This is a genomic window from Archaeoglobus sp. UBA230, from assembly GCA_002507545.1.
Taxonomy (GTDB): Archaea; Halobacteriota; Archaeoglobi; order Archaeoglobales; family Archaeoglobaceae; genus Archaeoglobus.
This window is the reverse complement of the sequence record DAVR01000026.1, coordinates 105,836-132,422: the sequence shown is the minus strand read 5'-3', so window position 1 is coordinate 132,422 and position 26,587 is coordinate 105,836. Positions and strand designations below refer to the sequence as shown.

The window sequence follows — 26,587 nt, the reverse complement described above, 5'->3', positions numbered from 1 at the left end:
TCAACTATTCATATTCATATCATCTCCTATAAACCTCTCCCTGACTCCATCTCCCATAAATCACATCTCTTCCTGCCAGTCGTTATGGCTATTCTGTCATACTGCATCGCAATCATCAGCTTTGTCCACAAGCTTTTCACATCACGACTCCACAAAGCCCGGAAGTGAAACCACAACGCCTCCGTCAGATACGTATCTCTCCCGGCATTCTTGAGAATTGTCCAGAATCTGCCTCATCGCCGAGATGCTGACAACCTTCTTCATAGTTCTCCGGATGAATCCCCACATGGGAATTTACAGGGAAACGGTTTTTGGTAGCATCTCCAAGGGTTATGAGCTTGCCGGTGGGACAGCCTTTCGATCATTGAACCAGTTTTTATGGTGGTAGAGATTAAACAATGGAAATTAAAAAATTTAAAGTTCATCTCTTCACACTCGCTCCGTATCCAACAGCTTCCACAGCCTTTACGAATCTTTCAGCATCACCTTCTGGGGCTTCAATAACCGCCCTGTAGAGTGTTATCTCCTCAACTTTCGCTCCAGCTTCCTCCAGAGCTTTCCTAACCCTCATCACACAATGCCCGCACGAAAGTCCGGACAGTTCAAGCACGACCTTACCCATTCTATCACCCCCTTCCTCCTTTTTTAAAATGGGAGGAACGTAATTTTTCATGAGCAGCGAGTTTGTAACAACACTAACGCTGCTCATCGCCATCGCAAAGCCCGCTAACTCTGGTTTGAAAACGATGCCGAACAGAGGATACAGAAGGCCTGCTGCAGCGGGGATGAGGAGGGCGTTGTAAATCATTGCCCAGAAGATGTTCTGCTTGATTTTGCTCAGCGTTTTCTCGCTTAACTGTATCGCTGCAACGACATCCCTCAGATCATCTCTGATAAGTACAATGTCACCGCTCTCAATGGCTATATCAGTTCCGCTTCCAATCGCAATCCCAAGGTCTGCCTGAGCCAGTGCGGGGGCATCGTTAATTCCATCTCCAACGAAGGCAACGACCTCTCCCCCTTCCTGAAGCCTCTTGACCTCCTGAGCCTTCTCGTGAGGTAGAACTTCAGCGATTACGAAATCCACCCCAAGCTTTTCAGCAATTGCCTCTGCACTCCTCCTGTTGTCTCCAGTAATGATACCAACCTTCTTACCCATCCTTCTGAGTTCCCCAATTGCAACCTTAGCTGAATCTTTCAGAGTGTCTGCCACTCCAATAGCACCTACCATCTCTCCATCCTTTGCCACTACTATCGTCGTCTTTGTTTCTCTCTCAAGCCCGGATAAAACCTCATCCAGAGTGTCAAGGCTTACGCCATTCTCTGCCAAGAGTCTTCTGTTCCCCACGAGTATTTTGCTGCCGTTAACTTCTGCAATTACACCCTTTCCTGCAAGAACCTCAAACCTTTCTGGCTCGGCTATTTCAACACCTTCCATTACTGCCCTCTCCACAATAGCCTCGGCTAAAGGATGCGTACTCCTTTTTTCAGCGGTTGCAGCGATTGAGAGCAATTCAGCCTCTGATGCCTTTACTGGAATCAAATCCGTGACCTCCATCTTTCCCTTCGTCAGGGTGCCAGTCTTATCGAAGATGACAGTGGTAACTTTCCTCGCAGTCTCCAAAGCCTCACCGTTCTTTACAAGCAAACCGAGTTCCGCACCCTTGCCCATTCCAACAGCCAAAGCGGTGGGAGTTGCAAGTCCGAAGGCGCAGGGACAGGCAACCACCAAAACTGCGATGAGAGTTGTGAATGCAAACAAAGCCGGCATTCCTGCTATGAAATACCAGAAAATAAAGGACGCTATGGCAATTGTCAGGACTGCCGGAATGAAATAAGTGACAACCCTATCTGCCAATCTCTGAATCGGCGGTCTGCTCCCCATCGCTTCTTCAACCATTCTTATTATCTGCGCCAAAAGCGTTTCTGCACCAATCCTCGTTGCCCTTATTTTTAAAACTCCGTTTTTGCTAACCGCTCCACCGAAAACCTCGTCTCCAGTCCTCTTCAAAACCGGCAGAGGCTCTCCTGTGAACATTGACTCATCAACATAGCTTTCACCATCAACAACTACTCCATCCACCGGTATCCTCTCGCCGGGCTTTACGATGACAACATCTCCAACCCTAACTTCATCAACTGGAATCTCCACCTCTTCGCCATCTCGCACGACTGTGGCGGTATTAGCCTGGAGTCCGATTAGCTTCCTTATAGCCTCACCTGTCCTTTTCTTAGCCGATGCTTCGAGTGTTCTGCCGAGCAAAAGGAATGCGAGAAGCAGAACGGAGGTCTCGTAGAAGGTGTAATCCTCCGGAAGAATCTTAAGAGTTGCAAGGACACTTGCAAAAAAGGCGGAACCAACACCCATCGAGTACATCACATCCATATTGAGCGTTCTGTGACTCAAAGCCCGTAAGGCTGCCAGAAACATCTCCCTTCCGGAGTAAAGCATCACAGACAGAGCAATAATAAGCTGGAGAGTGTGTGGAATTGCAAGTCCTAAATAGCTGCTGAGAAACAAAAAGGAACCGGCTGAGGCTGCAAAGTAAAGCTTCCTCTTCATCCCACCAATATGCTCTTCTTTCTCTTCAGCACTCTCCACCACAAAGGTGTATCCAATGCTCTCTACAGCTCCCTTTATCTCCTCCAAGCTGACGAGGGATGGATTATAGACTATCCTCGCCTTCTCCGTTGAGAGGTTAACCTTAACATCTCTCACACCCTCAATCTCCCCAATTGCCTTTTCAACAGCTCTAACGCACGCAGCACAGGTCATTCCACCAATTTTGACGGTGATAACTTTCTCAATGTTATCCTCAACCTCATACCCCATCTCCTCTATCAACTTCTTGATTTCATCCAGAGTGACCTTCGATGGATCATACTTTAAAAAGGCAGACTCGGTTGCGAGGTTTACTTTGATCTCATCAACACCTTCGAGACTTCTTACGGCAGTCTCAATTGACTTAACACACATTGCACACGTCATTCCCTTTATCTTCAACGTTAGCTCTTCCATCATACTGATATTGCTGTCAAATAAGATAAGGTTAATCTTTACCATATTGTTAAATTCAACACGAAAATATTTTATAGGTCGTCAAAACAATAGTGAGTAATGAAAATTGATGAAATTGACCTGAAGCTGATAAATATCCTGAAAGAGGACTCAAGAGCGAGTTTTTCGGAAATTGCAAGGGAGCTTAGGCTGAGCAGGCAGACAGTCAAATCAAGAATCAGCAGACTCGAAAAGGAAGGTATTATCGAAAAGTATACAGTCAAACTCGCCAGTTCTGTAGAGGATTTTGGAACTTCGGTATATTTGCTTGTTTACTCTGAGGAACCCGAAAAAATGTGGGAAATCGAGGAAATCGTGGAGATCAACAAAATCACAAGTAAAAAATACCTTATCAGGGTTACACTGAAGGATTTAAGCGAACTCTCCGAAATGATGGACAGGGGGAAGTTTGAAGTTATCGAAGTCATGCCCGTAATCGAGAGAAAGGTGAGGGAGAGACCGTTCAGACTGAAGATAACCTTCAGGTGCGATTACTGCGGCAAGGAGATGACCGATGAGCCCATAGTTTACAGATACCGCAATAAATTCTATGTTCTCTGCTGCAGAACATGTCTGAGGGAGTTCAAAGAGGCGAGCATGGGTTGAGCAATTTCAGTTTCGACCCTTTAAGCGGATATCAACCTTTGCTCCCTCACTTTCTTGATTCTTCATTTCAACCTCTTTAAAGAGCATCCCGAAAGCAGCCAAAGGCATAGTTTTTATGAAATTTTAAAGAAGTCTCCTTCTTCTGTCAGCTATCTGCTCCTGCCTCCTCATCCATCCAGCCTTCCACTTTTGGTAGCAGCTCCTACTGCAGAAGGTAACGGGATGATCAACGCAGCAGGTTTTGACAACTATCGGGTCTTTCGCAATCCTACCACAGACATTACATCTCATTTTTGCAGCGCTCTTGTCAAGTTCAAACGGCATATTTATCCTCCACGATCCCCTCTTCTCTCAAAACTTCGCAAATCTTGCAGAGATAATCTACTTCGTCTTCCATTGTGGCTCTTCTTGCAATTATTGCGTTAACAAGTTCATCAATTATCTCACAAGCCTTTTTCGATTTTTCTATGATTTCCTTTCCCTTTTGCCCTCTCTTACTCCTGATATACTGAGAAACCGCAGCTTGGGTTAAACCGAGCATCTCTGCTGCATCCTTCACTCTGTACCCCCTCTCTATAAGTTCTTCTGCCACTTTTGCTCTCAAGGCTGGGAGAATGTATTTTACCATGATCAGACAGTGCGGTTTCATTTTTCACCCCAGCATGTTCGGTTAAGCCTCACAGTACTCCCCATGATCATCCGTTTCACCCTTTTCCATTTTCTCCAGTTCCTTTTCCAATCCCAGTTCTTTTATCTTATCAAACTTTCCATTTTTTCTTAGGTAATCAACGATTGCTCTTCTCAGTGCATCTGCAGCGAGGTTCGAGCAGTGCATCTTCTGTTTTGGGAGACCGCCGAGAGCCTCTGCAACGACGTCTCTGGTTATCTCTAAAGCTTCTTTCAGCGTTTTTCCTTTTGCAAGCTCTGTTGCCATGCTACTCGTTGCTATCGCTGCAGCACAACCGAAAGTCTGGAACTTTATATCTTTAATCCTGTCATTCTCAACCTTGATGTAGATGGTCATGAGGTCTCCGCAAACAGGATTGCCAACAGTGCCAACACCGTCAGCATCTTTGATTTCACCAACATTTCTGGGATTTCTGAAATGCTCAAACACTTTATCGCTATACATATCCGATCACCCCCTTTTTGCTTTGTAGAGTGGAGACATCATCCTCAATCTCTCTACCACACCCGGCAAGACGTTAAGTAGTTTATCAACATCCTCATCAGTATTGTACTTTCCGAGGGTAAGGAGGAGTGACCCATGAGCCTCCTCATGTTTAAGACCGCATGCAATAAGCACGTGACTGGGCTGTAAGGTTTTGGAACTGCACGCTGAGCCTGTTGAAGCTTGAATACCCTCCATATCAAGGCTGAGAATTATGGATTCTCCTTCTATGTAGCTAAACCTAACGTTGACGTTATTCGGCAGCCTCTTCTTTGGATGGCCGTTTAGGTATGATTCCTCGATTTTGAGCACATTCTCAATAATCCTGTCCCTCAGCCTCTCCATTTTCTCGGCATCTCCCTTCCACTCCTTTTTTGCTATTTCAGCAGCAACTCCAAAGCCAACTATCGCAGCCACGTTCTCGGTCCCACTCCTCAAACCTCTCTCCTGCCCGCCGCCAAGTATTATGGGTTGCAACCTCACACCCTCTTTCACAAAAAGACCACCAACCCCCCTTGGACCGTGGATGTCGTTTGAGGAGAGAGTCATCATATCTACCTTCAAACTTTCCGTATCAACTTCTATCTTGCCAAGAGATGCCGTTGCATCAACGTGAAGGGCTGCATCTGCGTTCTCCATAACTTTCGAAATCTCCACTATGGGCTGAATCGTCCCGATTTCGTTGTTCGCGTGCTGCACTGAAACCAAAATTGTGTCATCCCTCAACCTTTCTTCGATGAAACCAATATCAACTTCTCCATACTTGTTGACTGGGATGAACTCGACCTCAAAACCCTGTTTCTGCAGGAACTTCGCCGGATTTATCACAGACATGTGCTCTACTGCTGAAACCATTACGTGCTTCCCTCTTCGTGCGTTCCTCAAAGCATAACCTATAACGGCGAGGTTATTCGCCTCGGTCGCACCAGAAGTGAAAATAATGTCTCCATTTTTACCGTTGACCAGCGACAATACCTTTTCTCTCGCCTCTTCCACCGCCTTTCTTGCCTCAAAGCCATAGGAGTGGACTGAAGAAGGATTTCCATAGTGTTGCTTCATGTAAGGCAGCATTGCCTCGATTACCCTTTCATCCACCGGACTTCCAGAGGCGTAGTCGAAGTAGGGCATTTTTCATCACCCCTTTAACGTCAGAAGAACAGGGCTGCATCGGCTTCAAGCACAAGCTGATTCAGCGTAGCAGCACCGACTACTTTAACCCCGTCAACTATATCGCCTTTATCTATCCCGAGAAGTTCGGAACTTCTGTCGCAGGCCATCATCTCAACCCCGTTCTGCATTGCCTGATCCATTATCTCCTTAAGAGAAGGAAAGTTCTTGATTTTCACTTTCTCTGCATTCCCTTTCTTGACCACAGTTACACCCTTTATGACGAAGTATATGACTGCTTCGTCTCCCATTGCCTTTGCTGTCATAGCGAGTATGAAGGGTGCATACAGCCTTTCGGGCGTATCAACGCCGCTCGTCTGAACGTAAATAATCTTTGCCATTCAGCTCACCTCTCTCACGATTTTAATCACAAACCTCATAACCCCATCTTCTCCTTTCTCAAATTCAACAAGTTCTTGACCAAGTTTTTTGACAAGAACTGGTATATCTGACTCTGCTGCAGGATCATCAGCGAGAACCTCTATAATCTCCCCTACCTTAGCCTCCTCAATTGCTTTCCTTGCCCTGAATACAGGTTCAGGGCAGTAAAGACCTATACAATCAACACTCTTCATATTTTTAACGTTGTTAAGAGAGTATTTAACGGTTGCCCATTTTTGAAATCGTTAAAAAAACGAAGATTTTAGGGGAAAGGTAAAAGTCGGCGTAGAAATAAAAAGATAAACATGCAGGAAGTCAAACAATGGCCGGTTAAGATAATGCTCGTGCATCCAAAGGCTCCCTTCCTGAAGAAAGAGAGGATAGTCATTGCTGCTGATTGTGCTGTCCTCATTAATCAAGAGATTAGGGATAAGTTCGAAGATGAAACGGTAATCATCGGCTGTCCGATGCTCGAAGACCCGAAGAGGATGTTCGAGAGGATAAAGATGCTCGTATCTGAAACAGATGCTCGTAAACTGGAGATATACACGATGGAAGTTCCATGCTGTCATGCTCTCCATCTCATGGTTGAAAAAGCGAAGGAAGAGTTCAACAGGGGACTTGATACGGAAGGGTTCATCGTCAGAGTCAGTGGAAATGTTCAACCATACTCAGGCAAGATAGACGAGAGCATGATGGAGGCTGAAAGGAAAGCACACAGAGGACACTGAGTATGAAGACGAGAAGGATGGTCATAGCAATTGACGAGGACTTCTGCACGGGCTGTGGAAGATGCGTCAATTCGTGTCCAACTGCAGCTTTGGAACTAAAGGATGATAAAGCAAGGTTAAAAGATGAGAAGCTTTGCGATGGTTTCGGCTCGTGCATCGCAGTTTGCCCCTCAAATGCCCTCTATATTGAGCTGAGAGAGGCTGAACCCTTTGACTGGGGATTGCTATCGAAGATAAGTTTCGAGGACTTCATCGAAAAGCTGGCAAAGCACTTCAAACCAGAAGCCTTGAAGTAAGGTAACCACCAAACTGTTATATTTTTTTAGTTTCTTGATTTTTCATGCGAGAACTGACAACTATAGACGAAACATGGAAGCTGATGGATGAGCTGAGGGAGAAGTACTACTTCAGGCGGGAGACGGAAGAGGTTAGAGTTGAGGACTCCCTCGACAGAGAGCTTGCAGAGGACGTTTTTGCGGAGAGGGACCTACCGCCCTTTGACATCGCCACGATGGACGGCTATGCCCTTAGGCTTGAGGAAGGAATGAGAGGCTACAGAATTGTGGGGGAGATTTACGCCGGAGAGGTAACGGACAGAGATGTAAGGGAGGGGGAGTGTTATTACATCACTACCGGAGCAAAGATGCCGAAGAATGCCGACACGGTTGTTAAAGTCGAAATAACCGAGGTAGAGGATGGCTTGATGAGAATAACCGACAGGGTGGACAGGGGGAAATACGTGCTTAAAAAGGGTAGTGAAATTAGAAGAGGCGACCTACTCCTACCAAAGAACTCGAAAATAGGTCCGCAGGAAATCGCTGCAATGATCAGCGCTGGGGTGGAGAGAGTTAAGGTTTACAGGAGATTGAGGGCTGCAATCTTCTCCAACGGAGATGAGATAAGGAAGGGGATTATTGCAGATTCAAACTCGGCGATGATTGCTGCTTTTCTCAGAAAGTGGGGTTGTGAAGTTCACTTTCTCGGCACCGCTGGAGACAGTGAGAGCGGAGTGAAGGAGATGATTAGGAGAGGAGTGATGGATTACGATGTTGTTCTGACGAGTGGTGGAGTCAGTGTAGGTAAGAAGGACTACGTCGTGAAGGCTCTTACAGAGATGGGAGAGATGCTACTTTACAGGGTCAGGCAGAGACCGGGAAAGCCGATGGTTGTTGCTGTGGTTGACGATAAGCTTGTTTTCGCCCTACCCGGAAAGCCTGCCGGTTGCTTTACGGCAATGCTTTCCCTCAGAAGGTTCTTCGTGGGAGACAGACCCTTCCCGAAGATTAGGGCAAGGATTGCCGGAGACGTTTTTTTGCCCACGAAGGGCTTTAGCTACTTCCTCTTCATCAAGCTTAAGGATGGTTTTGCTGTGCCAGCAGGCTTTAGACACTCGCACGTATCTATAATACCGGATGAGAAGTATGAGGTCAGCCTTGTTTCGGCTATGGCGAGAAGTGCAGTTTCGGACGGATTCGTCGTGACTGACAGGGATTTGAAGGCTGGAGAGGAGGTTGAGGTAAACCTATACGACTGATTTGACCATGATTTTAAAATAATGGCTTAATCCAAAAAATTTATTAACTTAACAATGTTAATTCCAGTATGGCAATAGATATTGAACTGCCAAAGCTGGATAGGTTCATCTGGAGGTTTTCCTTGGGTAGAGACAATGGCAACGGGTCAGACCATTTCCTCAGGGTCAAAATACCTGGAGGGAGTCTGACGACAGAACAACTCAGAGGGATAGCAGAGTTATCGGACAAATATGGTAGGGGTTATGCCGAGATAACCACGAGGCAGGATATCCAGTTACACTGGATTGAGGCTGAAGATGCTCTGGAAATATTCCTTGAGATGGAGAAGCTCGGTTTCACCACAGACTTATGCGGTCAGGCTTTCTCTGAAGTCTGTCATGGAGATGTTAGAAACACAGTCTGCTGCCCTTTGTCGGGGAAAAAGGGTTATGATGCATACTGGCTCGTTAAGGAGATTACGGAATTTTTCTCAGGCAACCCGGACTACGTCAGACTCCCTCATAAGTTCAAAATCGGCATTTCCACCTGCGAGAATAATTGTATAAGGGAAGAAAATCATGACTTAACACTCTGCTGGAATGGTGATGGTTTCGTTCCTTTGGTTGGAGGTGGAATAGGAGCCTCAAAGCCTGGGGTGAGGAAGGCGAAGAATTTGGGAATTCTGGTTTACGAAGATGAGGCTTTTGAGTTCGCAAAGGCTGTAGTTGATCTCTACAGAGAGTTCGATGCTGAGAGAAAAGGGGAGGCGAGGTTCAAGAATTTTGTTGAGAAGGTGGGTTGCAAGAGGATAAGGGAGGAAATCGAGCAAAGAATGGGGGTTAAGTTTGAAAGGGCGAATAATTTCAGCCTGAATGCTCCATCGGAACATTTAGAGGGTTTACAGGACGATGGAAAGTTCTACTACACCCTTCCGGTCTTTGCCGGACTTCTCGACTCCTCCAAGCTGCGATTCCTTGCAGATGTTGCTGATGAATTCGGCGGGATAAGGCTCACACCCTGGCAGAATGTTTTGTTTACCGATGTTGACGATGTCGAAGCTTTGAAGGAGCATCTGAGCGAGAAATTTGACCTGAGCAAACCGAGAATGTATGTTGCATGCGCTTCAAACTTCTGTGGCAAAACAATTCTCCATGCAAAGGATGTTTTAAGACTATTGCCCGAAAATGGAGGGTTTGTTGCTGTCAGCGGATGCAGCAACGCTTGTGGATGTCATCCATTGGCTGAGATAGGTCTTTGTGGGAGGGTAAAGGGTGGAAAGCAGCTTTATGATGTCTTCATCCACGGCTGGAAGGAAGCAGAGAACTTAAGCGTCGAGGAGATGGTTGAGTATGTCAAAAGACTTTTAGGTGATTGAAATGGAGCTAAGTCTTGTCAGGAAGGGAGATTTTTACGAACTTGATTGCAGAGACATGGTCTGTCCTTATCCTGTTATTATGACGAAGCTCGCAATGCAGAGGGTGTATAAATTGGAGGTTTTGACCAATAACCCTCCGTCAGTTAAGGACATTGAGAAGATAGCAGCAAAGGAGGGATGGAAGGTGGAAAAGGGGAGTGAAGGGGGCGTCTGGAGAATCAGAATCTGGAGGTGAAATCGGTAACTTGGCATTTTCAATCTCCTTTTCAGATTTTAAGAGGGGCATTTTCGCTCTGAAACTTGTAAAAATTTAGACTTACCGAAAAATTTATAAATTTAGGATAGCCTAAATATAACGGTGTTAAGCATGCTGGGACAGTTCGTAATTTCATTGAGAGAAGGGTTCGAAGCTGTATTGCTTGTAGCGATACTAGTAGCATATCTGAGAAGGACTGGAAGGGTGGGAGAGATCAAATTTGCCTATTATGGTGCAATTGCAGCGCTTTTATCCGGTGCAGGCATAGCTCTTGCTATTGTCAGGGTTTATGGAGGCCTGGAGGGAGGGCAAAGGGAGCTTTTTGAGGGTTTTGCATCTTATCTCGCGGTTGGCGTTCTGACATATATGATACTCTGGATGGCTGGCAGAGATGTGAGGAGGGAGATAGAGACAAGGGTGGGGAAGAGGATTGCGAGAGGTGTAGCCCTGATAGCCTATGTGTTTGTTATCAGAGAAGTGGTTGAAGCTGTCCTGTTCCTGACACCCTTCGCAATCCACGATACCTTCGGGACAGTGATAGGATCATTGGCAGGAGTTTTTGTTGCCTTTTTACTCAGTTTCACCATACTCAGGATGGAGTACAGGCTGAGCATGAGGATGTTCTTCTATTTAACGAGCATGCTTCTGGTATTCATATCCTCTGGGCTTGCAGGATATGGCACCCACGAGCTGATAGAGGTTGCCGAGGAGGAGTTAGGTGTGGAAACCTGGCTCTTTGAACCAGCATACGATTTCGGACTTGATGAGAGCAGCATCCTCCATAACGAGAATATCGTTGGCGGGATTCTGGCTGTTATGTTCGGCTATGCTGTGAAGATGGAGTGGTTGAGAGTTTTTGTGCAGCTTGGTTACCTTGCTGTAACGCTGCCGTTGGTATGGAAGGGTTATGGCTATAGTAGATAGACTTAGACTTAAATATTACTATGGCAACGTTTGACAAAATGCTGAGGAACCGGGCGGAAGTTAGAACCCTCCCCGACAGTGTAGGTTAAAAAATAGTGACCACAGAACATTTGAGCCCAGTCAATCTTCTTCAATACTTATCGCACCAGCCGGACAGTTATCTGCAGCTTCTTCACAGCAATCTACATCATCGCAACTTCCTATAACCTTACTTACTCCGTCATCGCCGAGCTTGAAAACTTCAGGACATATTTCCTCACACGTTCCGCATCCCACACACAGATATCGGTCAACTTTTACCCTCATTCAACTACCCCTTTACTTTCTCAGCAAGCTCCTTTGCTATTCTTCTAAGCTTCTCCAAGTCCTCTTCAGAGGGATAGCCCTTAACTTCCACCGCACCGAGAATCTCAATTTTCATAGGTGAAAGCATCTCGCTGATTTGCTTCATCGCTCCACCGCTCCAACCAAATGAGCTAACCGCGACTCCGTAGCGAAGTGGTGGTCTCAGTGCTTTAACGAGGCTTACAGCAAACAACGCGATGGGGTGCATACCTCCCAGAACGGTAGGTGTGCCCAGCACTATTCCCCGCGAATCCACGAGGTCTTTTGCTATCTCTCCTATGTCGGCGAAGGCGAGGTTGTGGACTGCAACCTCAACACCTTCTGAGAGAAGAATGTCAGCGATCAGGTTGACCATTTTCTCCGTAGCTCCCCACATGCTCGCGTAAACAACGATGACCTTTCTCCTCGTCTCTCCGACAGTCCACTTCTCGTAGGCAGAGAGGATTCTCTCCGGGTTTCTGTATATTGGACCGTGGCTGGGGGCTATGATGTCTATTTCGAGTTCCTTTAACTTCTTCATCGCCTTCTTACCCATGTTTCTGAATGGCATCATTATCTCCCCGAAGTAGCGCTGGGCGTAGTAGATGATCTCCGGCACCTCATCGTCGTAGAAGCCGTAAGCTGTGTGACAGCCAAGGAAATCGCATGGGAAAAGTATCCTGTCCTCTACGAGGTATGTGAACATCGTCTCTGGCCAGTGAAGCCATGGTGCGTGTATGAACTTCAGGGTTTTACTGCCGAGGCTGATAACCTCTCCATCTCCTACAACCTTTGTTCTATCCTTAGGAACTCCATAATACGATTTGGCTACCTCAGCTCCCTTTTCCGTGGTTAATAGCACAGCATCGCTCAGCTCCAGTATATAGGGAATTGCTCCAGCGTGATCAGGCTCGGCATGGTTCATGACGAGGTAATCTATCTCTGACACATCCAGAATTTTTTCGATGTTTTCTCTCAGTTTCTCTTCAAATCCGGGGTTAACTGTATCTATAAGTGCTGTCTTCTTGTTGACTATCAGATAGCTGTTATAGCTTGTGCCCTGGGGTAGAGGTATCAACGAATCAAAAATTCTTCTGTTCCAGTCCTTAACACCAACCCAGTATACGTTCTTAACAATCTCCATGCTCCCTCACCCCCTAATTTTGTCTACAATATTTCCTGCTTCGGTAACAATCCACCTGTCACCCTCCCTCTTTATGCAAAATCCATATTCGAGGATTTTTAGGTGATAATCCAGCTGCTTTTTGGTTATGGATAAGCTCTGCATTATCTCCTCCTCGCTCTTACCTTCCTGAATCATCCTGAGTATTTTCCTCCTGATCGAATTGGTTATGGCATAGTTGTATCTTTTGTGATACTCTTCAGCCTTTTCAAGGCTTTCAGCCTTAATCCACTCTTCAAGTGACATACTACTCACTCTCCTCATCTAACCCAATTACACTTGTTCGAGACTCTCATTTCTGCAGAGCCCTCAGCTTCTCAAGCATTTCCTGAAATTCTGCATCACTCAAGCCCTTCAACTTCCTTGCCCTTTCAAGAGTAATCGTTTTGGCGAGGGTTTTTCTGAGAACCGGGTTTTTGAGGGGTGTGAAGCCGTAGGAGGCAAGAATCTCTATAGCATCGGGATACTTCTCGATCAACCTTCCGACGTTGGTGTTCTCGTCTATTGTAATCTCTTCTTCCCCTATTTCAAAATCGGCCTTCTTTACCACTCTAAGGAGGGTGAACTTTTCCTTCTGCTCTGCATCGCACTCAGCATAATCGGAAATGTGCTCAACAATAGCTCCAATATTAGCATTCTTGTCGAGGATAAACTCAACCTTCTCCCCAATACTGATTTCTTCCAGCGTTTCAACCATCCTGCTCAGAGCCTCTGGTAAGGATACATCTCTCAAATCCGCTATTCCTGCCATAACGTTACTCAACACTAAACAATAAATTATTTTCCGCGAAATTTTACGGGAGTTAAATCGAAATCTTACGGGGAAAAGATAAAATAATTTTTGGGAAGTGTTTTTTCATGAATGCTAATTCTGAAGATAAAAAAGAAGTGTTAAAGAATCTTCTCAGGCAAATACACGATGGAAAGGATGTTGCCGAGTTGAAGGAGCAGTTTAAGGATGTGCTTGCGAGCATCTCCCCCCTTGAAATACCGTTGATAGAGCAGGAACTCGTAAAAGAGGGGATTTCAACGAGGGAAATAGCCAAAATGTGCGACATTCATGTCGAGCTTTTCAGAGAGAGCGTTGAAGGAGCATTCAGTGCTGACGACATCCCCAAAGGGCATCCCCTTCACACACTCTATCTCGAAAACAGAGAAATAGTTAAGGACGCTGAAATGCTTGGACTCTTAGCCAATACTCTCGAAAAAGAGATGAAGGACGAGATTCTGGAGGAAATGGAAACAGTTGTCTCGGAACTCCTTAAAGTTGGCTACACCCACTACAATAGAGAAGAGATGCTGATATTTCCCTACATCGAGAGGAGAGGGATAACTGCAATCCCGAACGTTTTGTGGTTCAAGCACGATGAGATTCGAGCTGGATTGAGAGTTTTGCACAAATTGCTTACAACCGATTCGGGAGAGAGGTGGGAAGATTACATTAGAAGGGTTGTTGAGAAAGCGAAAGACGTCTCCTCAGCACTCCTCGATATGGTCTTCAGGGAGAACAACATCTTCTATCCCACCCTGAAGATACTTCTGAGTGAGGGTGAGTGGAGGGCAATAAGGGAGCAGGAGGAACTCATAGGCTACTACAAAGTCTCTCCTCCTAAATGGGAAAGTTCAGCAGAGCCCCTTTATCCCTATCAAATCGAAACCTCCATATCCGCCGAGCAGCTAATCAACCTGCCTCAGGAGGTGCAGAATTTGCTCAAGGGACAGCTTCTAAAGCCCGACGAATACGAAGTTGTGAGAGAGGGGGATTTGAGACTTGATGAGGGATACGTCTCGCAGAGAGAAATTAACGCTATCTTCAAAGCTTTACCTTTTGACATCACCTTCGTTGACAAACACGACAGGGTGAGGTTCTACTCAGGGGGGCACAGGATATTCGCCCGCACTCCTTCGATCATAGGTAGAAAAGTTCACTTCTGCCACCCGCCGAGAAGTGTGCACATAGTTGATAAAATCCTAAAGGCTTTCAGGAACGGAGAGAGGAATTTTGCCGAGTTCTGGATAAATCTCGGCGGAAGGATGATCCACATAAGATATTTTGCGGTTAAAGATGAGGGGGAATATCTGGGAACGCTGGAGGTTGTGCAGGATGTGACTGAGATAAGGAGGCTCGAGGGAGAGAAGAGATTGCTGGGGTGGAAGTAAGCGAGCTTTTTAGGGTGTTTGACAAAACTGAAAATCTTAGGGAGAACCTCTATTTTTCCCCGTTCTTTAATATTTTCTTATGAAGCTCCTGCCAAGGATGGGGGGAGTAATAAGCATATGGCTTGCCTCCACCATTTTGGGGTTGAAATACTTCAGCATTCTTGGAATTCTTATCGCAATCCTTTCGTTATTTTCAGTCAACCCCCTTATGAATCTAAGGAAGGATTTTTCCCTTCTCTTCCCCTCTGTTCTCGCAGTGGTATCCATTTACCTTGCTCTGCTGAATGCCGAAATCGTTATCATTCTGATATTCTACTCCTCTCTCTTCGCATTACTTAAGATCACAAGGGACAGAAGACTTTCAACAAAGCTCGGAGCTCTTGCTTTAACCTACCCCTTCCCGATGATGGCTCTTGTGTCAGGTGCAGGAATTCAGCAGATCGTCACCCCCCTCATTCTGCTCCTCTCCCTCACGATTTTCAACTTCTTTCTTGCAGACTCCAGGATATATTCAGGGGTGAATGCAAAAAATTATCTCTCCCTGATTCCTCTCGCTGTAGTGTTCTACTTTTTCGCCCCCTTGGTCATCTCCATCCCCGTCATAGTAATCGCAACTGTCGTAATGTTGATTTCCGAACGTCTCACCCTTCGAAAATTCGGTTTTTCCCTGCTGTTTTTGCATCTAATGTTTGCAGTAGGGTTTTTAGTTGCTGGCTGATTGTATCTGATTGCCAGTAAAAATCATCAACGCCCCGCATCTGTCAGAAATATCCTGAATGCCCTTGCAAAGATTGAATAGATGCTGGAATTTCTCTCCACGCAGTCAGCAAACTTCAGAAACCAATCCCTGAATTCATCCAAATGTTCGGGATAGAAGGACAGAAATTCGAGCTCGACAGAGATGTGGTCTGCTGGTTCAGCTTCATAAACGTAGTCAAGACCGAATTTCAGGTAGAGGTCCTTAATCCTCACCGAAGCCCTCCCGTAAACCTTTCCTTCTTCGAAGTAGGACTGGTAAGGTGGACAGGGGATTGAGGGGTGAGCTGAAATGAAGAGAAGTGTGTATTCAGACTGGAGTTCTACCATATCCACCACTTTCAGTTTCTCTGCTATCTCACTGAATCCAAGTTCTTCAGCAAGGGAAATTGCAGTCTTAAGTTTCTCCTCATCAGGATAGGAAAAAATTATGGAAAAGAGTTTGAGTATCTTCTCTTTCATGTATCCTCGCTCACTGGAAGAACCTTCAGCAATGCAACGAGAACGAGTAGTAGAATTGCTGAAATCCCTGCGGTGATCGCAATCTCTACCGGTGATGGAATATAGTTCCAGTAGTCCACGAAAACGGGCTGGGGGTTGAGCAGGCTTCCCCTCACTTCTCCAAGAGCTATTGGATATGACCACCCTTCAATCTGGAAGGCGAAGACGTTATAGGCTGGAGGCATAAGCAGAAATCTGTGGAAGTAAACACCGACGTTCACGAAGACACTACCCACTACCAACCCCATCTTCGTTGCGGCTTTTGCAAGAATTGCAGCGGCGAGTAGGATGAACACGATTTCGAGGAAGTGAATGTGGAGGTAATCCTTAAAGACGATTGCCAGAGCCTCGTATTCCAGTCCTTCTCCCCACCAGTATCTTACGAGGAAGTCGTTGTAATACATGAAGAGGAGAGCTGCTGAGGAGGATGCAGAAATCTTCGCGAGCAGTCTGTATGCATTTTTAAGTCTCTCGTTGTATCCGTAAACGAAAAGTGAGGCAAGTATCACCACCGCTGGACCTGTGGCAATCGCAGCTGCGATAAAGGTTGGAGCAAGGAGCCCTCCGTACCACCAAGGTCTTGATAGCTGTGTTGCCAGAACCCATGCAGTAACAGTGTGGATGAGTATGGCGAAGGGCAGGGCGATGGGAGCGAGGATTTTGGCATACCTCTCCGACTTCTCCCTGAGTTCGTCCACATTCGGAGAGCCTCTCTTCAGGAATCCCAGCACACCTTTTTCGGCTATCCTCGGCATGAGGAGAACATAGGTGTAAATCGCCGAAAGGAAGGCATAGGTGGAAAGAACTATCAGATCCCAGGGCATGAGGGATGAGAAGTTGGGATACAGGAAGATGTTGAAGATTCTGTCCACCCTACCCAGGTCTGGCAGCACCATAACCATTGCACCCACAGCGAAGATGAAAGCTGTCGTAGAAGCCACAGGAGCAATCGGCTTAAACTCCTTAGCCCCAAAGATGTAGATCGCGGATGAAACCACAAGCCCACCAGCAGCTGTGCCGACGAAGAAAGCCCATGTGGCGATGTAAAGTCCCCAGCTGAAGGGATTACGCATGTTGGTAACTATCAACCCCTCCTGAAGCTGGTAAATCCAAGCTGCAATTCCTATTGCAGCGATGATGAGTAGTATTGCAATTGCTGCCCTAAATTTCATCTTTTCACCTCCAGCTTGGTTGAGTAGCTAATAATCCCTCTGCCCTTCTTACGCACCGGCAGGATGTAGAAAACCTTTGGTTCGGTTCCGACATCTTCAAGCAGTCTGATATAAGCCTTGTCTCTCAAAACCTTCGAAATCTCGCTGTTGGGATCGTCGAGATCGCCGAAAATTCTGGCATTGCCCGGACAGCCTCGGACGCATGCGGGCTTCAATCCCTGATCAATGTATTGCACGCAGAAGGTGCATTTCTCCACCACACCCCTCGGTCTTTCTGGGGTGTAAACTAATCTACCATCCTTCGTCCTGTGATCCAATGGATATCCATGTCTGTATCCATCAACATACTCTCCATCAAAACCCGCTGTCCTGAACCCCTTCTCGATTGCCTTTTCCTTATCTTCCCAGTTAAACTGTCTAACTCCGTAAGGACAGGCGGTCATGCAGTATCTGCAGCCTATGCACCTTTCAAAGTCAACCAGCACCACACCATCCTCTCTCTTCCAAGTAGCGCCGACGGGACAGACCTTCACGCATGGGGGATTGTCGCAATGCATGCACGGGACTGGAAGATATACCTCGCTCAGATCGGGAAACTTCCCTACAGACACATGATGCTCTCTGGAGCCGACAGTCTCCACCCTGTGCCACCAAGTCCCCGGCGGTAAGGAGTTGTGTATCTTGCAGATGACGGCACAGCTTCTGCATCCGATGCACCTGTTCAAGTCAATGACCATCCCGTATCTCACCATACTACCACCTTCACGCCTACATCTGAACCTTTCTCACAGCGCATGCAGCCTCATTCCATGCTGTGGTGGGCTCCCATATTCCTGGAACAAAGTAGGCGAGATGAGTGGCTTTGATCCATGGATACGTGAGGGAGTTGTAGGAAGTCCCCCTCAGATACCTGCTCCACCATCCCTGCTCGAAGATTATGACGCCCGGATGCAGTCCTGTATCAAAAACCGCATAACCATAAACTTTGCCGCGATCGTTGTAAACTTCAACCAGATCTCCTTCTTTGATGCCATTCTCCTTAGCAGTTTGAGGATTCATCCATACTCTTGGCTTGAAGTCCTGAAGTTCGAGCATCGTTATGTTGTTGCTGTGAGTCGAGTGGACTCTGTAGAGGGCGTTTCTTGTGATATAAACATACTTATACTTCATCTTCGCTTCGGGATTTACCTTGTATTCGGTATCAACGAAGGGGTCTTTGTGAACCGGCAAAGTTTCGCCCAGATCAATGAAAACGTCTTCTTCCTTGTAGAACTCTATCCTCCCACTCTTAACGAATCTTGCAGTTTTTGAGAGCGGGACTGGGAATGACTGCGGTGGAAACGGCTTTTTGAGATTTATCTGCTCCCAGAACGGAATCTGCCTTTTGTTTGGTGTAGGGAGGTTTAGCCTTACGGGACCCTTCAGCAACTTTTCGAGTGTGATACCTTCGACAAGTTCCCCTCCCGTTTCGAGCATAAGCTCGATAGCCTTTAGTGAGGCTTTGTTCGCTATTTCTCTGGCAAGTTTCAGGTTCCATCTACCTCCTCTTATAGCCTCCTCCTCTTCCATGAACAGCTGGGAATCCGGGTAGAACTCGGCAATCCTTCTCTTAAGCTCCTCATCGTCCCATCTTTCAACAAGCCTTTTTGCCAGCTCCTTGAATATCCATATCTCCGGCATACACTCGAATAGTGGTTCAATAGCGGGCTGCTGAATCTGGACGTAGGGGTGAAGAATCGTTGCGGTGAGTTCGTATTTCTCATACCATGTCACTCCCGGCAACACAACATCTGCCCACTTGCACGATGTGGTCATCTGGAAGTCAATGGCAACGATTAGCTCCAGTTCCCCGCTTTCAGCATATTCTATCATTCTGTTCGCCATATTGTGTTGGTCGAAGGGATTGTTCCATCCGAAGAGAAAGGCTTTGACATCATTCTTCGGGTATGGTGTCTCCCTGTTGTACTTCTTGAATTCTTCGCTCTCCCTATACTCTTTGTTCATCCAGAGAAGGTAGGTAACCCACTTGTTTTTCCTTCCCTTGAAGCTCCACCATGCCCCGAGCGGCCACCTTATCTTGAATTGTCCAGCGTAGGTTGATATACCAGCTCCACTCTTTCCTATGTTACCCGTGAGGGCTACTATTAAGGAGAGAGCCCTTCCCTTCAGGTCTCCGTGGAACCACTGGTAGTTACTCGCCCCGTATATGATATGCAAAGGTTTTACAGTTGCCATCTCTACCGCAAGCCTTCTTATGGTTTCAGTGTATTCAGACTTGTCTCTGTTTGGTGGGGTTATGATTTCAGCAACCTTCTCGGGCGTGTATTTTTCAACCTCCTCCTTGAGAAGCTGGAAAACGGGCTTAACCTTTACAGTCTTCCCGTCAACAAGTTTTACCTCGAATTCTCCCTCCAAAATCGGATCAAAATCCCTCTCGAGGGTTTCGGGATTAACGGGCTTAAAGCCATTATTTACGTCATAGATGACGAATACCTCTCTATATTCGGGAACATCCATCTTTTCGACAACCTCTTTAAGCCTTTTCACATCCTGTGCCCTCAACCTCTTCTTGTTGTCGAGCCTTACAAGCAGGGGCATGTCGGTGTAAGTTTTGATAAACTCCTCATCGTACAGCCCCTTATTGATGATCTCTCGAACTATTCCTAAAGCGAGGGCGGAGTCAGTTGAGGGGTTTATCTGCACCCACTCATCGGCTTTCGCCGCTGTGGGAGTGAAGTTGGGGTCCACAACCGCTATCTTTGCTCCCCTCTCTGCGGCGAGTGTGAGGAACTTCGCATCTGGAAGGCGAGTGACCATAACGTTTGAACCGAATATGACGACATAGCGGGAATTTGCCCATTCGAGTGACTCAAATTCCTCAGTCTGCACACCAAATGTCTGAGACCAGAAAGCTGGTAGATCGCCGTTCATGGTGTAGCCGTGTAGAGAGCTCCAGCCGAACATTGATGCAAGTCTTACCATCGCCCCTTTATGCACGTAACCTGTACCCGGTACTTGTATCGAAATTGCAACCGACTCCGGACCATATTTTCTCATTATCTCCACAAGTTTGTCGGCAACATGATCGAGAGCTTCATCCCAGCTCACTGCTCTGAATTTCCCCTCCCCCCTTTTTCCAACCCTAATAAGCGGTTTTTTAAGCCTGTCCGGCCCGTAAATTAGATTGACCATTGATTGCCCCCTCAGACAGCCCCGCGGATCGTATTCTGATTCGGGATAGTCAGCTGCCTGAGTCAGGGTTTCAATCCTGCCATTATAAACGAGCGCTTCAAAGCCACAAGCTCCAGTGCAGTTGGGAGAGCATACTGATCGAACTGTCTTCAGTTCCACACCGCTCTGCTGAATTCCTGCAACCCTCTGAAAGTAATATGATCCGAGACCAGACAGAAGAGTTCCTCCTATAGCCGATATTTTAAGAAAATCCCTCCTGCTAATCCCCATCACACCACCTGCTTTATTCAGTTGTAATTAATATTATAAAACTTATCCCTAAATTTTTCGGTTGAAGACCTCAAAAAGAGTCCTTGAAATAACGATCTCCTTTACACATAATGCAAATCTTTTTGCCGTTAACATCTGCAACATAGTCCAGCGGCTGAAGTTCCCCACATTCATCGCACTCTACTATCGCCTCCTTTGTTCCACCTACCGGAATCGTAATCTTTATCTTCCTAACGTCAAAAAACTCCTCTTCAAGGTTCAGAAATTCTTTAGCAAGCCTCTTCTCCTCTTCTTTATTCAGCTTTCCAAGTCTGAAAAGGAACTTTTTTATTAAATCCGATTTTTCGGCAGCTCCTTTCTTTACCGCCACCCTGTACCCCTCTTTGGTGTCGAATCTCACGATGGAGAGGGCGAGCTTCCCGTAATCCCTGATGATCAGGTTCCTGTTTCCTGGTGTTGTTCCAGCAACAACCTGTAAGGCATCCGGCAGGCACATTGCTGTCTCTGCAATCCCAACAAGTCCTTTCCCGCGGAAGTTCACTCCAAGCTTTTTATATGCAATCTCTGCCATCCTTATGCCCAGAGCAACTCCCGGACTTAGGTGGCTGTGCAGCTTAGCTGCGAATTCAAGCATCTCGTTCCTATTCATGCATATCCAGACACCAAAAATTTTTTAAATCTTTCCGAAAAATTAACATTGTTAAATGTTAAAATGTTATTTTTAATAATGTTAAAACACCGTTAAATTTTTATAGCGATATTGTTTTGAAAAATCATGGATATTGTTTACTGGGAAGAACTCGGAAAAAGGATTGGGAACAGAAGAGTTGCGGAAGACAGAATAAGCTACAGAATTTCTCCTTTTACCCAGTGGAAAGTTCTCGTTGCTGATGAGAGTTCAGAGGTCAAGAAGGGAGAAGTAAGGCTAATCAAGCTACGAGAGGTCAGAATTCCTCAGAACACCATAATCGCTCCACTGTCAATCATGCCGCATGCCCATGGTCTAACCTTTGACGTTGTTGAAAGGGGTCTGACTAAGGTTGAAGGGGAAAAGACCATAACACACTCAATTTTTTTGCCGATTGAGGATGGATTCGTCGAAAAGGGAGATATAGTCGGAGTTTTGAAGGTATTCTTCGTCAGAACGGGTGTGATAGGAAAGAGACTCGGATTCAAGTCCTCCGATATAAGGATCAGAGAGGAGATGGTTGATGCAAATCTGACTTGGAAGGATGGAGGAGAGGTCAGAAGGGAGAGAATAAGGACGAGGTTCTTCGGCTACTTCAGAAGCCATGTTGCCGAATGGGAGCCGATAATTGCTGCTGAAAGTTGCGATGTTGAGGAAGGTGTTGTTGCAAGAATCAAAATCAAGGAAATTAGGTTGCCTGAGAACACTGTCGTCACACCTCTCTCCATAAGGAGGCATCCTCTTGGTACAGTGCTGGACGTTATACAGCCCGGAAGGAGGAGAAAAGTCGAAGAGGAGAAGAGGATAACCGAAGCCGCTTTCATACCCACCAAGAGTGGGAGAATAAAGAGGAGGGATTTGCTTGGTGTCATCAACGTCTACTATATCGCTACGGAGCGCTTCAGTGCAAAAAGAAGGGAAAAAGAGGAAACTCTGGCGAGAATTGTTAGCGAGGACGAAAAAAGAGAGGAGATAAGGATAAGTCCATTTGCCTACCGTAGAAAGACCATAGCGAGATGGGAGATGATAATAGCTGATGAAAACTGCCGCGTTAGGCGAGGGGAGGTTAAGGAGATTGCAATTAGACCGATAAAGCTGGAGGAGAACACGGTAGTCTATCCGCTCTACATAATGCGGAACGCCTTTGGCAGTGTTGTTGATGTAATTGAGAAAAGGAGAAGCAGGGTTGAAGAAAAAAAGGAGATAAATAAGGCTATCTTTTTACCGGTTTTCGATGGTGAGATAAAAAGGGGACAGCTGCTTGGAGTTGTGAATGTCTACAGCGTTGAAGTTCAGCCATACGAGGTCATCTGGAGGTGGCTTGAGGAATGGCAAAGTGAGTTCAGCAAAATCTTTGCGGAGGTGGTTGGATGAGAGCGGTTGTCGTGCTGAGGGAAGAAATTGAGCCAAAGTTTGAGGCAAAGGATATCTACCTTCTCATTCTCGAGAACGGAAGCTCGGGGATGCCATTGGGGAGGCCAGTTTCTGAAAGAGGGGAGAGAACTTCGATGGCGAGAGACAAAATAAGGGTGATAAAGAGAGCCGAAAAGCTTGTAGAAAACCTTGAGGAGTTTTACAACGTTTTTGGGCTTAGCATCACCTTTGGTCACGTTGAGGAGGAACTAATCCACGCTGTCGAATCCTTCAAACCGCATATCCTTTACTCCTTCACTCCCATCCTTATTACAGGTGATCTGCTTGAGAGGGATGTTGTCATGCTCTTCCCAAAAAGAGGCTTCAGCTTTAACAGGGTTCTCTACATACACTCCTCCTCTAAACCCAGATCACTTGAATGGTTAGAAAAGGCTCAAAACGTCCTTGCGGCTGCGATAATCCAGCCAACGATGCCCCCTGAAGCCTCATCGAAGAAGACCAAGGAGACTTTTGAGAGAATGGAAAGAGAAACTTTGGAGCTTGCAGCAAGCCTCAACGCCGAAAGGGTCGTTATGAGGGGTAATGTTGTTGAAGATACTTTAAGACTCGCTAAAGAATTCAAGGCGAACACAATTGCCGTTAACAGAGGTGTTGGGAGAGAAAACATTGAGAAGATTCTGGAGAGAGCGGATAAGAACGTTATTGTTGTTTAATTTTTCTCAATTCCTTCGCCCTCGCAGCCAACCGCTCAACTTCTGCCATGAACCACTTTTCAAATCCATCTCTTCTCACTGCTCTGCCGATGTCTTCATCAAGCGTTAAAACCTTCGAAAGCTCAACCCAATTCTCCCTTCTATAGACAATGACTTCATCATCCGAAAGTGCATTAACGGCTTTTTCAGCTTCGTCCTCGTTTCTGAACCTCACGCTGGCAAAAATAGCAATCCTGTTCGAAACCTCCCCCTTGAAAACGTAAACATTGACGATTGAACCATCAACGTAGCCCAGAAAGTGGTCTGTTGCCTTATCAAACCCCATCGCCATGAAAGCCATCTTGACATGCTCCGGTAAGTCATCAGTGAGACAGCCGCATAGGGACTTCAATCTCCCCGCTGTAATCGCCCTTTCGAACTCCTTGAAGGTCTGAGCTGGGAAACCCATGACGACCTCATCGTTGCCATAGCCACCGAGAAACCTCGCTCCGTCGCAGAGGAACGAAACGTTCGGCTCTCCTGTTTTGATAACATCCGCAGTTGCCTCACCGCAAACAGCCCTCGCTCCACTGAACCTTGCGACAACAGAATCGCCAAATATCTGTCTGTAAGCCCTCGCAATCTCCATAAGTTTGTCTGGGGTAGCTATAATCAGCACGACGTCGTAGTCTCCCTGCTCATGGTATGGCTCCAATACCACCGCTTCAGCTTCAGAACCTTTCAAAGGTTCAAGGAAGAGAGATAGCTCTGCTCCAGCACAGTTGAAGGCTGAAGCAACAATTCTTTTCATCGTTGCCCTTCTCACAGCCTCGCAGAACCTCTCCTCCACCTCTGCGTTCTGGATTTCTTTTGCTACGAGCTTGACACCAACGGGATTAAATTTCAGCTGAAAATATCTTCTGAAGCTCAATCTTCCACCTCTAAACCGTATTTCTCGGCTATATCCTTGAAAGCGTTGGCAACAACCTCAACCTCATTCCAGCTTAAACCGTAGATGTTTATCTTGACATTTCTCGTCATACCCGGATGCACGCCGAAAATTCCCCTTTCCTTCAGCTCGTGGTAGAGGAAGTAACCCCTTCTCCTGTGCCTCTTGGCGATGGCGTTGAAGGATGCAGTTTCGAAGTTCATCAGGGTGTGGTTCTTAGGTCTCTCGCCCAGAAGCTGAACACCCTCTATTTTCTCCATCTCTCTCACAAACCACCTCGCCTTCTCAACCTCCTTACTCCACCTCTTGACCCTCTCCTTAACCCTCGGAAAGGACGCCATGAGGGTTATCAGTGGTAATCCATAAACGGGTGAGCAGCCAAAGAGGGTAACCTCCTTCTTGGTGAAAGCCCTACCACTCCAGGTCCCCCTCACCTCTGAGGTTCTGAAAACCTCCTCGGCAAGCTCAAAGCTCGTCGCAAGAATTCCTATCGGAGCTGTAGCAGCCCAGCTCTTGTGACCACTTGCCACAATAAACTCGCACCCAATTTCATCCCCCTTCACCTCCATCAATCCGGAGGTGTAAGCTGCATTGAGAATCAGAGGGATACCGTATTCTTCGCAGATTTTCGCCACCTTTCTGGCTTCCGTAATGTTTCCGTATCTGTAGTCAGCGTGGGTGAGCAAGGCAAGGGAAGGCCACTCCCCTATTTCCTCCTTAACTCTCTCGAACGTCTCCGCATACCTCTCTGCCTCTATCCTGAATTCCGGATAGCCAGTATTGGGCACCTCGTAAACCTTCAGATTGTTGAGTTCTGCAGCTATGTAGGAGGTGTAGTGGGCTAAGGAGTCGAGGACAACAGCACCTCTAAAGCCGCTCATCGCGACGAACTTCGCATGTCTCGCTCCAGCGGTAAAGCGAACATCATCCATCCCGAGGAACTCTGCAACCTCCTCTTTGAACTTTTTAACCGGAGGGTTATCTATCAGGTCAACCCTACCTTCAAAGCACAGGTCACAGAGACTGTAACCGTCTCCCCACTCCAAAAGTAATTTTCTCGCCTCTTCTGTAAGAATGCCACCCCTCTGAATGGGATGGATGTTTATCATGCCCTTCGATGGTCTTTCCAGTCTTTCCATAACCTGTTTTAACAGTGTTAAGAATTTTAAGCTTTTCGTTTGGGAATGTCAGATATTCGAGAAAAAATATAAAGTAAATTATTCGCTGAAAAAGTGTGCGGTCATGTAACCAGCGATTATCAAAAAGCTCAGCACAACTCCGGCGACTACAAACCCTATCAGCTTGTTTGCTGCACCGCCGTCAAGTTCCGTCTCCTTCGACATTGAATACCCAATTCCGGTGAAGATCAGGAACACCAGAATCGTCAGAATTCCGTGACCGAGCCAGTGGTGTGAAAAGGTAGCTGCCAACCAGTCATGCACACTCTCATTTGATTCCTTCACGACCACAAGTATTGAGTTGAACAAAGCCGATACGAAAAAACCGATGGTTGCACCGTAAACGGCTCTCGCATCCATTTCAACCACCTCCCAAAGCATAAGCCATTTTTGCTGCTGTCGAAATCCACGCTCCAAAGCCATCGAGGATTACTCCTCCAAGAATCAGCAGTACAACACTATAAAGCAAAAGTCTCCTTGCAGCATCATTCCCGCTAACATCCGAACCGTATGCAATTATCGGTATGAGGGTGGCAAGTATCAATCCGGTGTAGAATACGTGTTCTTTGATTTCCATACCTATTCCATGTGCCGCTACAGTCTCAGGATGTGCTTTAATCCGCGCTTTATCCGCTCCGTATTCGTACATGTAAATAGGTGCAGCAGTTATCCACGACAACCAGACGAGAACTGCAATAATTGCTGCAAGCTGCCTCACTCTACCGTTTTCGACACCTTTTTTCATCAGATAGCCGAAAAGTGTTGCCCCCGCAAGCATTGCCAGCAATGCGAAAAAAAACATGGGTTCCCGCTTCCAATCCTACTAATGCCATATTTATCACTGTTAATTTCTACTTTATAAAATTAACAGTGTTTATCAAGTCAGATCAAAAACACGAAATCCAGCATATACTTTCATATAAAGCTTTTATATGATGTGAAGTTAAAATTCAAATCAAATATTT

32 protein-coding genes are annotated in these 26,587 nt (G+C 46.4%); 11 read left to right on the top strand and 21 right to left on the bottom strand.

Annotated features, from left to right (window positions below):
- Positions 1-141 precede the first annotated feature (141 nt).
- Both BP688_RS07725 and BP688_RS07720 read right to left on the bottom strand, forming a co-directional pair.
- Positions 142-288, bottom strand: a complete 147-nt coding sequence (locus BP688_RS07725; RefSeq protein WP_290624579.1) for a hypothetical protein — start codon at positions 286-288, stop codon at positions 142-144.
- Positions 289-421: 133 nt separating this feature from the next.
- The gene (locus tag BP688_RS07720) at positions 422-3,064 is read right to left on the bottom strand and encodes a heavy metal translocating P-type ATPase (RefSeq protein WP_290624577.1); all 2,643 of its coding nucleotides are present in this window, start codon (positions 3,062-3,064) and stop codon (positions 422-424) included.
- Positions 3,065-3,118: 54 nt separating this feature from the next.
- Between BP688_RS07720 and BP688_RS07715 the strand changes: the two genes are divergently transcribed.
- Positions 3,119-3,664 carry a TRASH domain-containing protein gene (locus BP688_RS07715; RefSeq protein ID WP_290596203.1) on the top strand — a complete coding sequence of 182 codons (546 nt, stop codon included), beginning with the start codon at positions 3,119-3,121 and terminating at the stop codon, positions 3,662-3,664.
- Between the two features lie 123 nt (positions 3,665-3,787).
- Here BP688_RS07715 and BP688_RS07710 read toward each other — a convergent pair whose 3' ends face one another.
- From BP688_RS07710 to BP688_RS07685, 6 genes are read right to left on the bottom strand one after another with little or no spacing between them, the layout of a single operon-like run.
- Complete coding sequence (locus BP688_RS07710) at positions 3,788-3,988, bottom strand: hypothetical protein (RefSeq protein ID WP_290596204.1); 201 nt, start codon at positions 3,986-3,988, stop codon at positions 3,788-3,790.
- A complete protein-coding gene (locus BP688_RS07705; RefSeq protein WP_290596205.1) occupies positions 3,978-4,313 on the bottom strand; it encodes a transcriptional regulator in 336 nt (111 codons plus the stop codon). Before BP688_RS07705 ends, BP688_RS07710 begins: the two co-directional genes overlap by 11 nt.
- Positions 4,314-4,334: 21 nt before the next feature.
- The gene (gene nifU / locus BP688_RS07700) at positions 4,335-4,796 is read right to left on the bottom strand and encodes a Fe-S cluster assembly scaffold protein NifU (protein ID WP_290596206.1); all 462 of its coding nucleotides are present in this window, start codon (positions 4,794-4,796) and stop codon (positions 4,335-4,337) included.
- A 6-nt stretch (positions 4,797-4,802) separates the two neighbouring features.
- Positions 4,803-5,963, bottom strand: coding sequence for a cysteine desulfurase family protein (locus BP688_RS07695; protein WP_290596207.1), 1,161 nt, complete (start codon positions 5,961-5,963; stop codon positions 4,803-4,805).
- A gap of 20 nt (positions 5,964-5,983) precedes the next feature.
- Positions 5,984-6,343, bottom strand: coding sequence for a DsrE/DsrF/DrsH-like family protein (locus tag BP688_RS07690; RefSeq protein WP_290596208.1), 360 nt, complete (start codon positions 6,341-6,343; stop codon positions 5,984-5,986).
- Positions 6,344-6,577 carry a sulfurtransferase TusA family protein gene (locus BP688_RS07685; RefSeq protein WP_290596209.1) on the bottom strand — a complete coding sequence of 78 codons (234 nt, stop codon included), beginning with the start codon at positions 6,575-6,577 and terminating at the stop codon, positions 6,344-6,346.
- A gap of 111 nt (positions 6,578-6,688) precedes the next feature.
- Between BP688_RS07685 and BP688_RS07680 the strand changes: the two genes are divergently transcribed.
- The 6 genes from BP688_RS07680 (at position 6,689) to BP688_RS07655 (ending at position 11,183) form a co-directional block, all read left to right on the top strand.
- Positions 6,689-7,114 (top strand): hypothetical protein, encoded by a 426-nt coding sequence (locus BP688_RS07680; RefSeq protein ID WP_290596210.1) that lies wholly within the window; start codon positions 6,689-6,691, stop codon positions 7,112-7,114.
- 2 nt (positions 7,115-7,116) lie between these two features.
- On the top strand, positions 7,117-7,410 hold the full coding sequence (locus BP688_RS07675) for an ATP-binding protein (protein WP_290596211.1): 294 nt from the start codon (positions 7,117-7,119) through the stop codon (positions 7,408-7,410).
- Positions 7,411-7,454: 44 nt separating this feature from the next.
- Positions 7,455-8,648, top strand: coding sequence for a molybdopterin molybdotransferase MoeA (locus tag BP688_RS07670; protein ID WP_290623664.1), 1,194 nt, complete (start codon positions 7,455-7,457; stop codon positions 8,646-8,648).
- A gap of 68 nt (positions 8,649-8,716) precedes the next feature.
- Positions 8,717-10,003 carry a nitrite/sulfite reductase gene (locus tag BP688_RS07665; protein WP_290623662.1) on the top strand — a complete coding sequence of 429 codons (1,287 nt, stop codon included), beginning with the start codon at positions 8,717-8,719 and terminating at the stop codon, positions 10,001-10,003.
- 1 nt (position 10,004) lies between these two features.
- Positions 10,005-10,238, top strand: a complete 234-nt coding sequence (locus BP688_RS07660; protein WP_290596214.1) for a sulfurtransferase TusA family protein — start codon at positions 10,005-10,007, stop codon at positions 10,236-10,238.
- A 132-nt stretch (positions 10,239-10,370) separates the two neighbouring features.
- Positions 10,371-11,183: an FTR1 family iron permease gene (locus BP688_RS07655; protein ID WP_290596355.1), complete on the top strand. Its 813-nt coding sequence runs from the start codon at positions 10,371-10,373 to the stop codon at positions 11,181-11,183.
- A gap of 120 nt (positions 11,184-11,303) precedes the next feature.
- Here the strand turns inward: BP688_RS07655 and BP688_RS07650 are convergent, their stop codons facing one another.
- Genes BP688_RS07650 through BP688_RS07635 form a run of 4 tightly spaced genes read right to left on the bottom strand, consistent with a single transcriptional unit; the run spans position 11,304 to position 13,441 of the window.
- Positions 11,304-11,489, bottom strand: coding sequence for a ferredoxin (locus BP688_RS07650; RefSeq protein WP_290596215.1), 186 nt, complete (start codon positions 11,487-11,489; stop codon positions 11,304-11,306).
- Positions 11,490-11,493: 4 nt separating this feature from the next.
- Positions 11,494-12,651, bottom strand: a complete 1,158-nt coding sequence (locus BP688_RS07645; protein WP_290596216.1) for an FprA family A-type flavoprotein — start codon at positions 12,649-12,651, stop codon at positions 11,494-11,496.
- Positions 12,652-12,657: 6 nt separating this feature from the next.
- Complete coding sequence (locus BP688_RS07640; protein WP_290596217.1) at positions 12,658-12,936, bottom strand: helix-turn-helix domain-containing protein; 279 nt, start codon at positions 12,934-12,936, stop codon at positions 12,658-12,660.
- A gap of 46 nt (positions 12,937-12,982) precedes the next feature.
- Positions 12,983-13,441: a DUF1858 domain-containing protein gene (locus BP688_RS07635; protein ID WP_290623660.1), complete on the bottom strand. Its 459-nt coding sequence runs from the start codon at positions 13,439-13,441 to the stop codon at positions 12,983-12,985.
- A 107-nt stretch (positions 13,442-13,548) separates the two neighbouring features.
- Between BP688_RS07635 and BP688_RS07630 the strand changes: the two genes are divergently transcribed.
- On the top strand, positions 13,549-14,850 hold the full coding sequence (locus tag BP688_RS07630; protein WP_290596219.1) for a DUF438 domain-containing protein: 1,302 nt from the start codon (positions 13,549-13,551) through the stop codon (positions 14,848-14,850).
- 79 nt (positions 14,851-14,929) lie between these two features.
- On the top strand, positions 14,930-15,568 hold the full coding sequence (locus tag BP688_RS07625; RefSeq protein ID WP_290623658.1) for a hypothetical protein: 639 nt from the start codon (positions 14,930-14,932) through the stop codon (positions 15,566-15,568).
- A gap of 26 nt (positions 15,569-15,594) precedes the next feature.
- Here the strand turns inward: BP688_RS07625 and BP688_RS07620 are convergent, their stop codons facing one another.
- The 5 genes from BP688_RS07620 to BP688_RS07600 form a co-directional block, all read right to left on the bottom strand.
- The gene (locus tag BP688_RS07620; RefSeq protein WP_290623656.1) at positions 15,595-16,068 is read right to left on the bottom strand and encodes a TorD/DmsD family molecular chaperone; all 474 of its coding nucleotides are present in this window, start codon (positions 16,066-16,068) and stop codon (positions 15,595-15,597) included.
- On the bottom strand, positions 16,065-17,279 hold the full coding sequence (gene nrfD / locus BP688_RS07615; RefSeq protein WP_290623654.1) for an NrfD/PsrC family molybdoenzyme membrane anchor subunit: 1,215 nt from the start codon (positions 17,277-17,279) through the stop codon (positions 16,065-16,067). Before nrfD ends, BP688_RS07620 begins: the two co-directional genes overlap by 4 nt.
- Positions 17,276-18,028 carry a 4Fe-4S dicluster domain-containing protein gene (locus BP688_RS07610; protein ID WP_349677317.1) on the bottom strand — a complete coding sequence of 251 codons (753 nt, stop codon included), beginning with the start codon at positions 18,026-18,028 and terminating at the stop codon, positions 17,276-17,278. The genes nrfD and BP688_RS07610 overlap by 4 nt, the downstream gene beginning before the upstream one ends.
- 19 nt (positions 18,029-18,047) lie before the next feature.
- Entirely contained in the window at positions 18,048-20,741 is a 2,694-nt protein-coding gene (locus BP688_RS07605; RefSeq protein WP_290623652.1) for a molybdopterin-dependent oxidoreductase, read from the bottom strand.
- Between the two features lie 70 nt (positions 20,742-20,811).
- Positions 20,812-21,390, bottom strand: coding sequence for an FmdE family protein (locus BP688_RS07600; RefSeq protein WP_290623650.1), 579 nt, complete (start codon positions 21,388-21,390; stop codon positions 20,812-20,814).
- Between the two features lie 126 nt (positions 21,391-21,516).
- On the opposite strand from BP688_RS07600, the gene BP688_RS07595 reads away from it, so the two are divergent.
- Complete coding sequence (locus BP688_RS07595) at positions 21,517-22,803, top strand: DUF22 domain-containing protein (RefSeq protein ID WP_290596225.1); 1,287 nt, start codon at positions 21,517-21,519, stop codon at positions 22,801-22,803.
- Complete coding sequence (locus BP688_RS07590) at positions 22,800-23,516, top strand: hypothetical protein (RefSeq protein ID WP_290596226.1); 717 nt, start codon at positions 22,800-22,802, stop codon at positions 23,514-23,516. The genes BP688_RS07595 and BP688_RS07590 overlap by 4 nt, the downstream gene beginning before the upstream one ends.
- Here BP688_RS07590 and BP688_RS07585 read toward each other — a convergent pair.
- The 4 genes from BP688_RS07585 to BP688_RS07570 form a co-directional block, all read right to left on the bottom strand.
- Complete coding sequence (locus BP688_RS07585; RefSeq protein ID WP_290596227.1) at positions 23,503-24,426, bottom strand: DUF169 domain-containing protein; 924 nt, start codon at positions 24,424-24,426, stop codon at positions 23,503-23,505. The two genes, BP688_RS07590 and BP688_RS07585, sit on opposite strands and share 14 nt — an antisense overlap.
- Positions 24,423-25,583: an O-phospho-L-seryl-tRNA:Cys-tRNA synthase gene (pscS, locus tag BP688_RS07580; protein ID WP_290623648.1), complete on the bottom strand. Its 1,161-nt coding sequence runs from the start codon at positions 25,581-25,583 to the stop codon at positions 24,423-24,425. Before pscS ends, BP688_RS07585 begins: the two co-directional genes overlap by 4 nt.
- A gap of 78 nt (positions 25,584-25,661) precedes the next feature.
- Positions 25,662-25,982 carry a hypothetical protein gene (locus tag BP688_RS07575; protein ID WP_290596229.1) on the bottom strand — a complete coding sequence of 107 codons (321 nt, stop codon included), beginning with the start codon at positions 25,980-25,982 and terminating at the stop codon, positions 25,662-25,664.
- Position 25,983: 1 nt separating this feature from the next.
- Positions 25,984-26,424, bottom strand: a complete 441-nt coding sequence (locus BP688_RS07570; RefSeq protein WP_290596230.1) for a hypothetical protein — start codon at positions 26,422-26,424, stop codon at positions 25,984-25,986.
- Between the last annotated feature and the right edge of the window lie 163 nt (positions 26,425-26,587).

Coding starts and splice junctions, on each gene's coding strand:
- BP688_RS07725 (WP_290624579.1), bottom strand. CDS start 288: ATGTGGGGATTCATCCGGAGAACTATGAAGAAGGTTGTCAGCATCTCG.
- BP688_RS07720 (WP_290624577.1), bottom strand. CDS start 3,064: ATGGTAAAGATTAACCTTATCTTATTTGACAGCAATATCAGTATGATG.
- BP688_RS07715 (WP_290596203.1), top strand. CDS start 3,119: ATGAAAATTGATGAAATTGACCTGAAGCTGATAAATATCCTGAAAGAG.
- BP688_RS07710 (WP_290596204.1), bottom strand. CDS start 3,988: ATGCCGTTTGAACTTGACAAGAGCGCTGCAAAAATGAGATGTAATGTC.
- BP688_RS07705 (WP_290596205.1), bottom strand. CDS start 4,313: ATGAAACCGCACTGTCTGATCATGGTAAAATACATTCTCCCAGCCTTG.
- nifU (WP_290596206.1), bottom strand. CDS start 4,796: ATGTATAGCGATAAAGTGTTTGAGCATTTCAGAAATCCCAGAAATGTT.
- BP688_RS07695 (WP_290596207.1), bottom strand. CDS start 5,963: ATGCCCTACTTCGACTACGCCTCTGGAAGTCCGGTGGATGAAAGGGTA.
- BP688_RS07690 (WP_290596208.1), bottom strand. CDS start 6,343: ATGGCAAAGATTATTTACGTTCAGACGAGCGGCGTTGATACGCCCGAA.
- BP688_RS07685 (WP_290596209.1), bottom strand. CDS start 6,577: ATGAAGAGTGTTGATTGTATAGGTCTTTACTGCCCTGAACCTGTATTC.
- BP688_RS07680 (WP_290596210.1), top strand. CDS start 6,689: ATGCAGGAAGTCAAACAATGGCCGGTTAAGATAATGCTCGTGCATCCA.
- BP688_RS07675 (WP_290596211.1), top strand. CDS start 7,117: ATGAAGACGAGAAGGATGGTCATAGCAATTGACGAGGACTTCTGCACG.
- BP688_RS07670 (WP_290623664.1), top strand. CDS start 7,455: ATGCGAGAACTGACAACTATAGACGAAACATGGAAGCTGATGGATGAG.
- BP688_RS07665 (WP_290623662.1), top strand. CDS start 8,717: ATGGCAATAGATATTGAACTGCCAAAGCTGGATAGGTTCATCTGGAGG.
- BP688_RS07660 (WP_290596214.1), top strand. CDS start 10,005: ATGGAGCTAAGTCTTGTCAGGAAGGGAGATTTTTACGAACTTGATTGC.
- BP688_RS07655 (WP_290596355.1), top strand. CDS start 10,371: ATGCTGGGACAGTTCGTAATTTCATTGAGAGAAGGGTTCGAAGCTGTA.
- BP688_RS07650 (WP_290596215.1), bottom strand. CDS start 11,489: ATGAGGGTAAAAGTTGACCGATATCTGTGTGTGGGATGCGGAACGTGT.
- BP688_RS07645 (WP_290596216.1), bottom strand. CDS start 12,651: ATGGAGATTGTTAAGAACGTATACTGGGTTGGTGTTAAGGACTGGAAC.
- BP688_RS07640 (WP_290596217.1), bottom strand. CDS start 12,936: ATGTCACTTGAAGAGTGGATTAAGGCTGAAAGCCTTGAAAAGGCTGAA.
- BP688_RS07635 (WP_290623660.1), bottom strand. CDS start 13,441: ATGGCAGGAATAGCGGATTTGAGAGATGTATCCTTACCAGAGGCTCTG.
- BP688_RS07630 (WP_290596219.1), top strand. CDS start 13,549: ATGAATGCTAATTCTGAAGATAAAAAAGAAGTGTTAAAGAATCTTCTC.
- BP688_RS07625 (WP_290623658.1), top strand. CDS start 14,930: ATGAAGCTCCTGCCAAGGATGGGGGGAGTAATAAGCATATGGCTTGCC.
- BP688_RS07620 (WP_290623656.1), bottom strand. CDS start 16,068: ATGAAAGAGAAGATACTCAAACTCTTTTCCATAATTTTTTCCTATCCT.
- nrfD (WP_290623654.1), bottom strand. CDS start 17,279: ATGAAATTTAGGGCAGCAATTGCAATACTACTCATCATCGCTGCAATA.
- BP688_RS07605 (WP_290623652.1), bottom strand. CDS start 20,741: ATGGGGATTAGCAGGAGGGATTTTCTTAAAATATCGGCTATAGGAGGA.
- BP688_RS07600 (WP_290623650.1), bottom strand. CDS start 21,390: ATGAATAGGAACGAGATGCTTGAATTCGCAGCTAAGCTGCACAGCCAC.
- BP688_RS07595 (WP_290596225.1), top strand. CDS start 21,517: ATGGATATTGTTTACTGGGAAGAACTCGGAAAAAGGATTGGGAACAGA.
- BP688_RS07590 (WP_290596226.1), top strand. CDS start 22,800: ATGAGAGCGGTTGTCGTGCTGAGGGAAGAAATTGAGCCAAAGTTTGAG.
- pscS (WP_290623648.1), bottom strand. CDS start 25,583: ATGGAAAGACTGGAAAGACCATCGAAGGGCATGATAAACATCCATCCC.
- BP688_RS07575 (WP_290596229.1), bottom strand. CDS start 25,982: ATGGATGCGAGAGCCGTTTACGGTGCAACCATCGGTTTTTTCGTATCG.
- BP688_RS07570 (WP_290596230.1), bottom strand. CDS start 26,424: ATGTTTTTTTTCGCATTGCTGGCAATGCTTGCGGGGGCAACACTTTTC.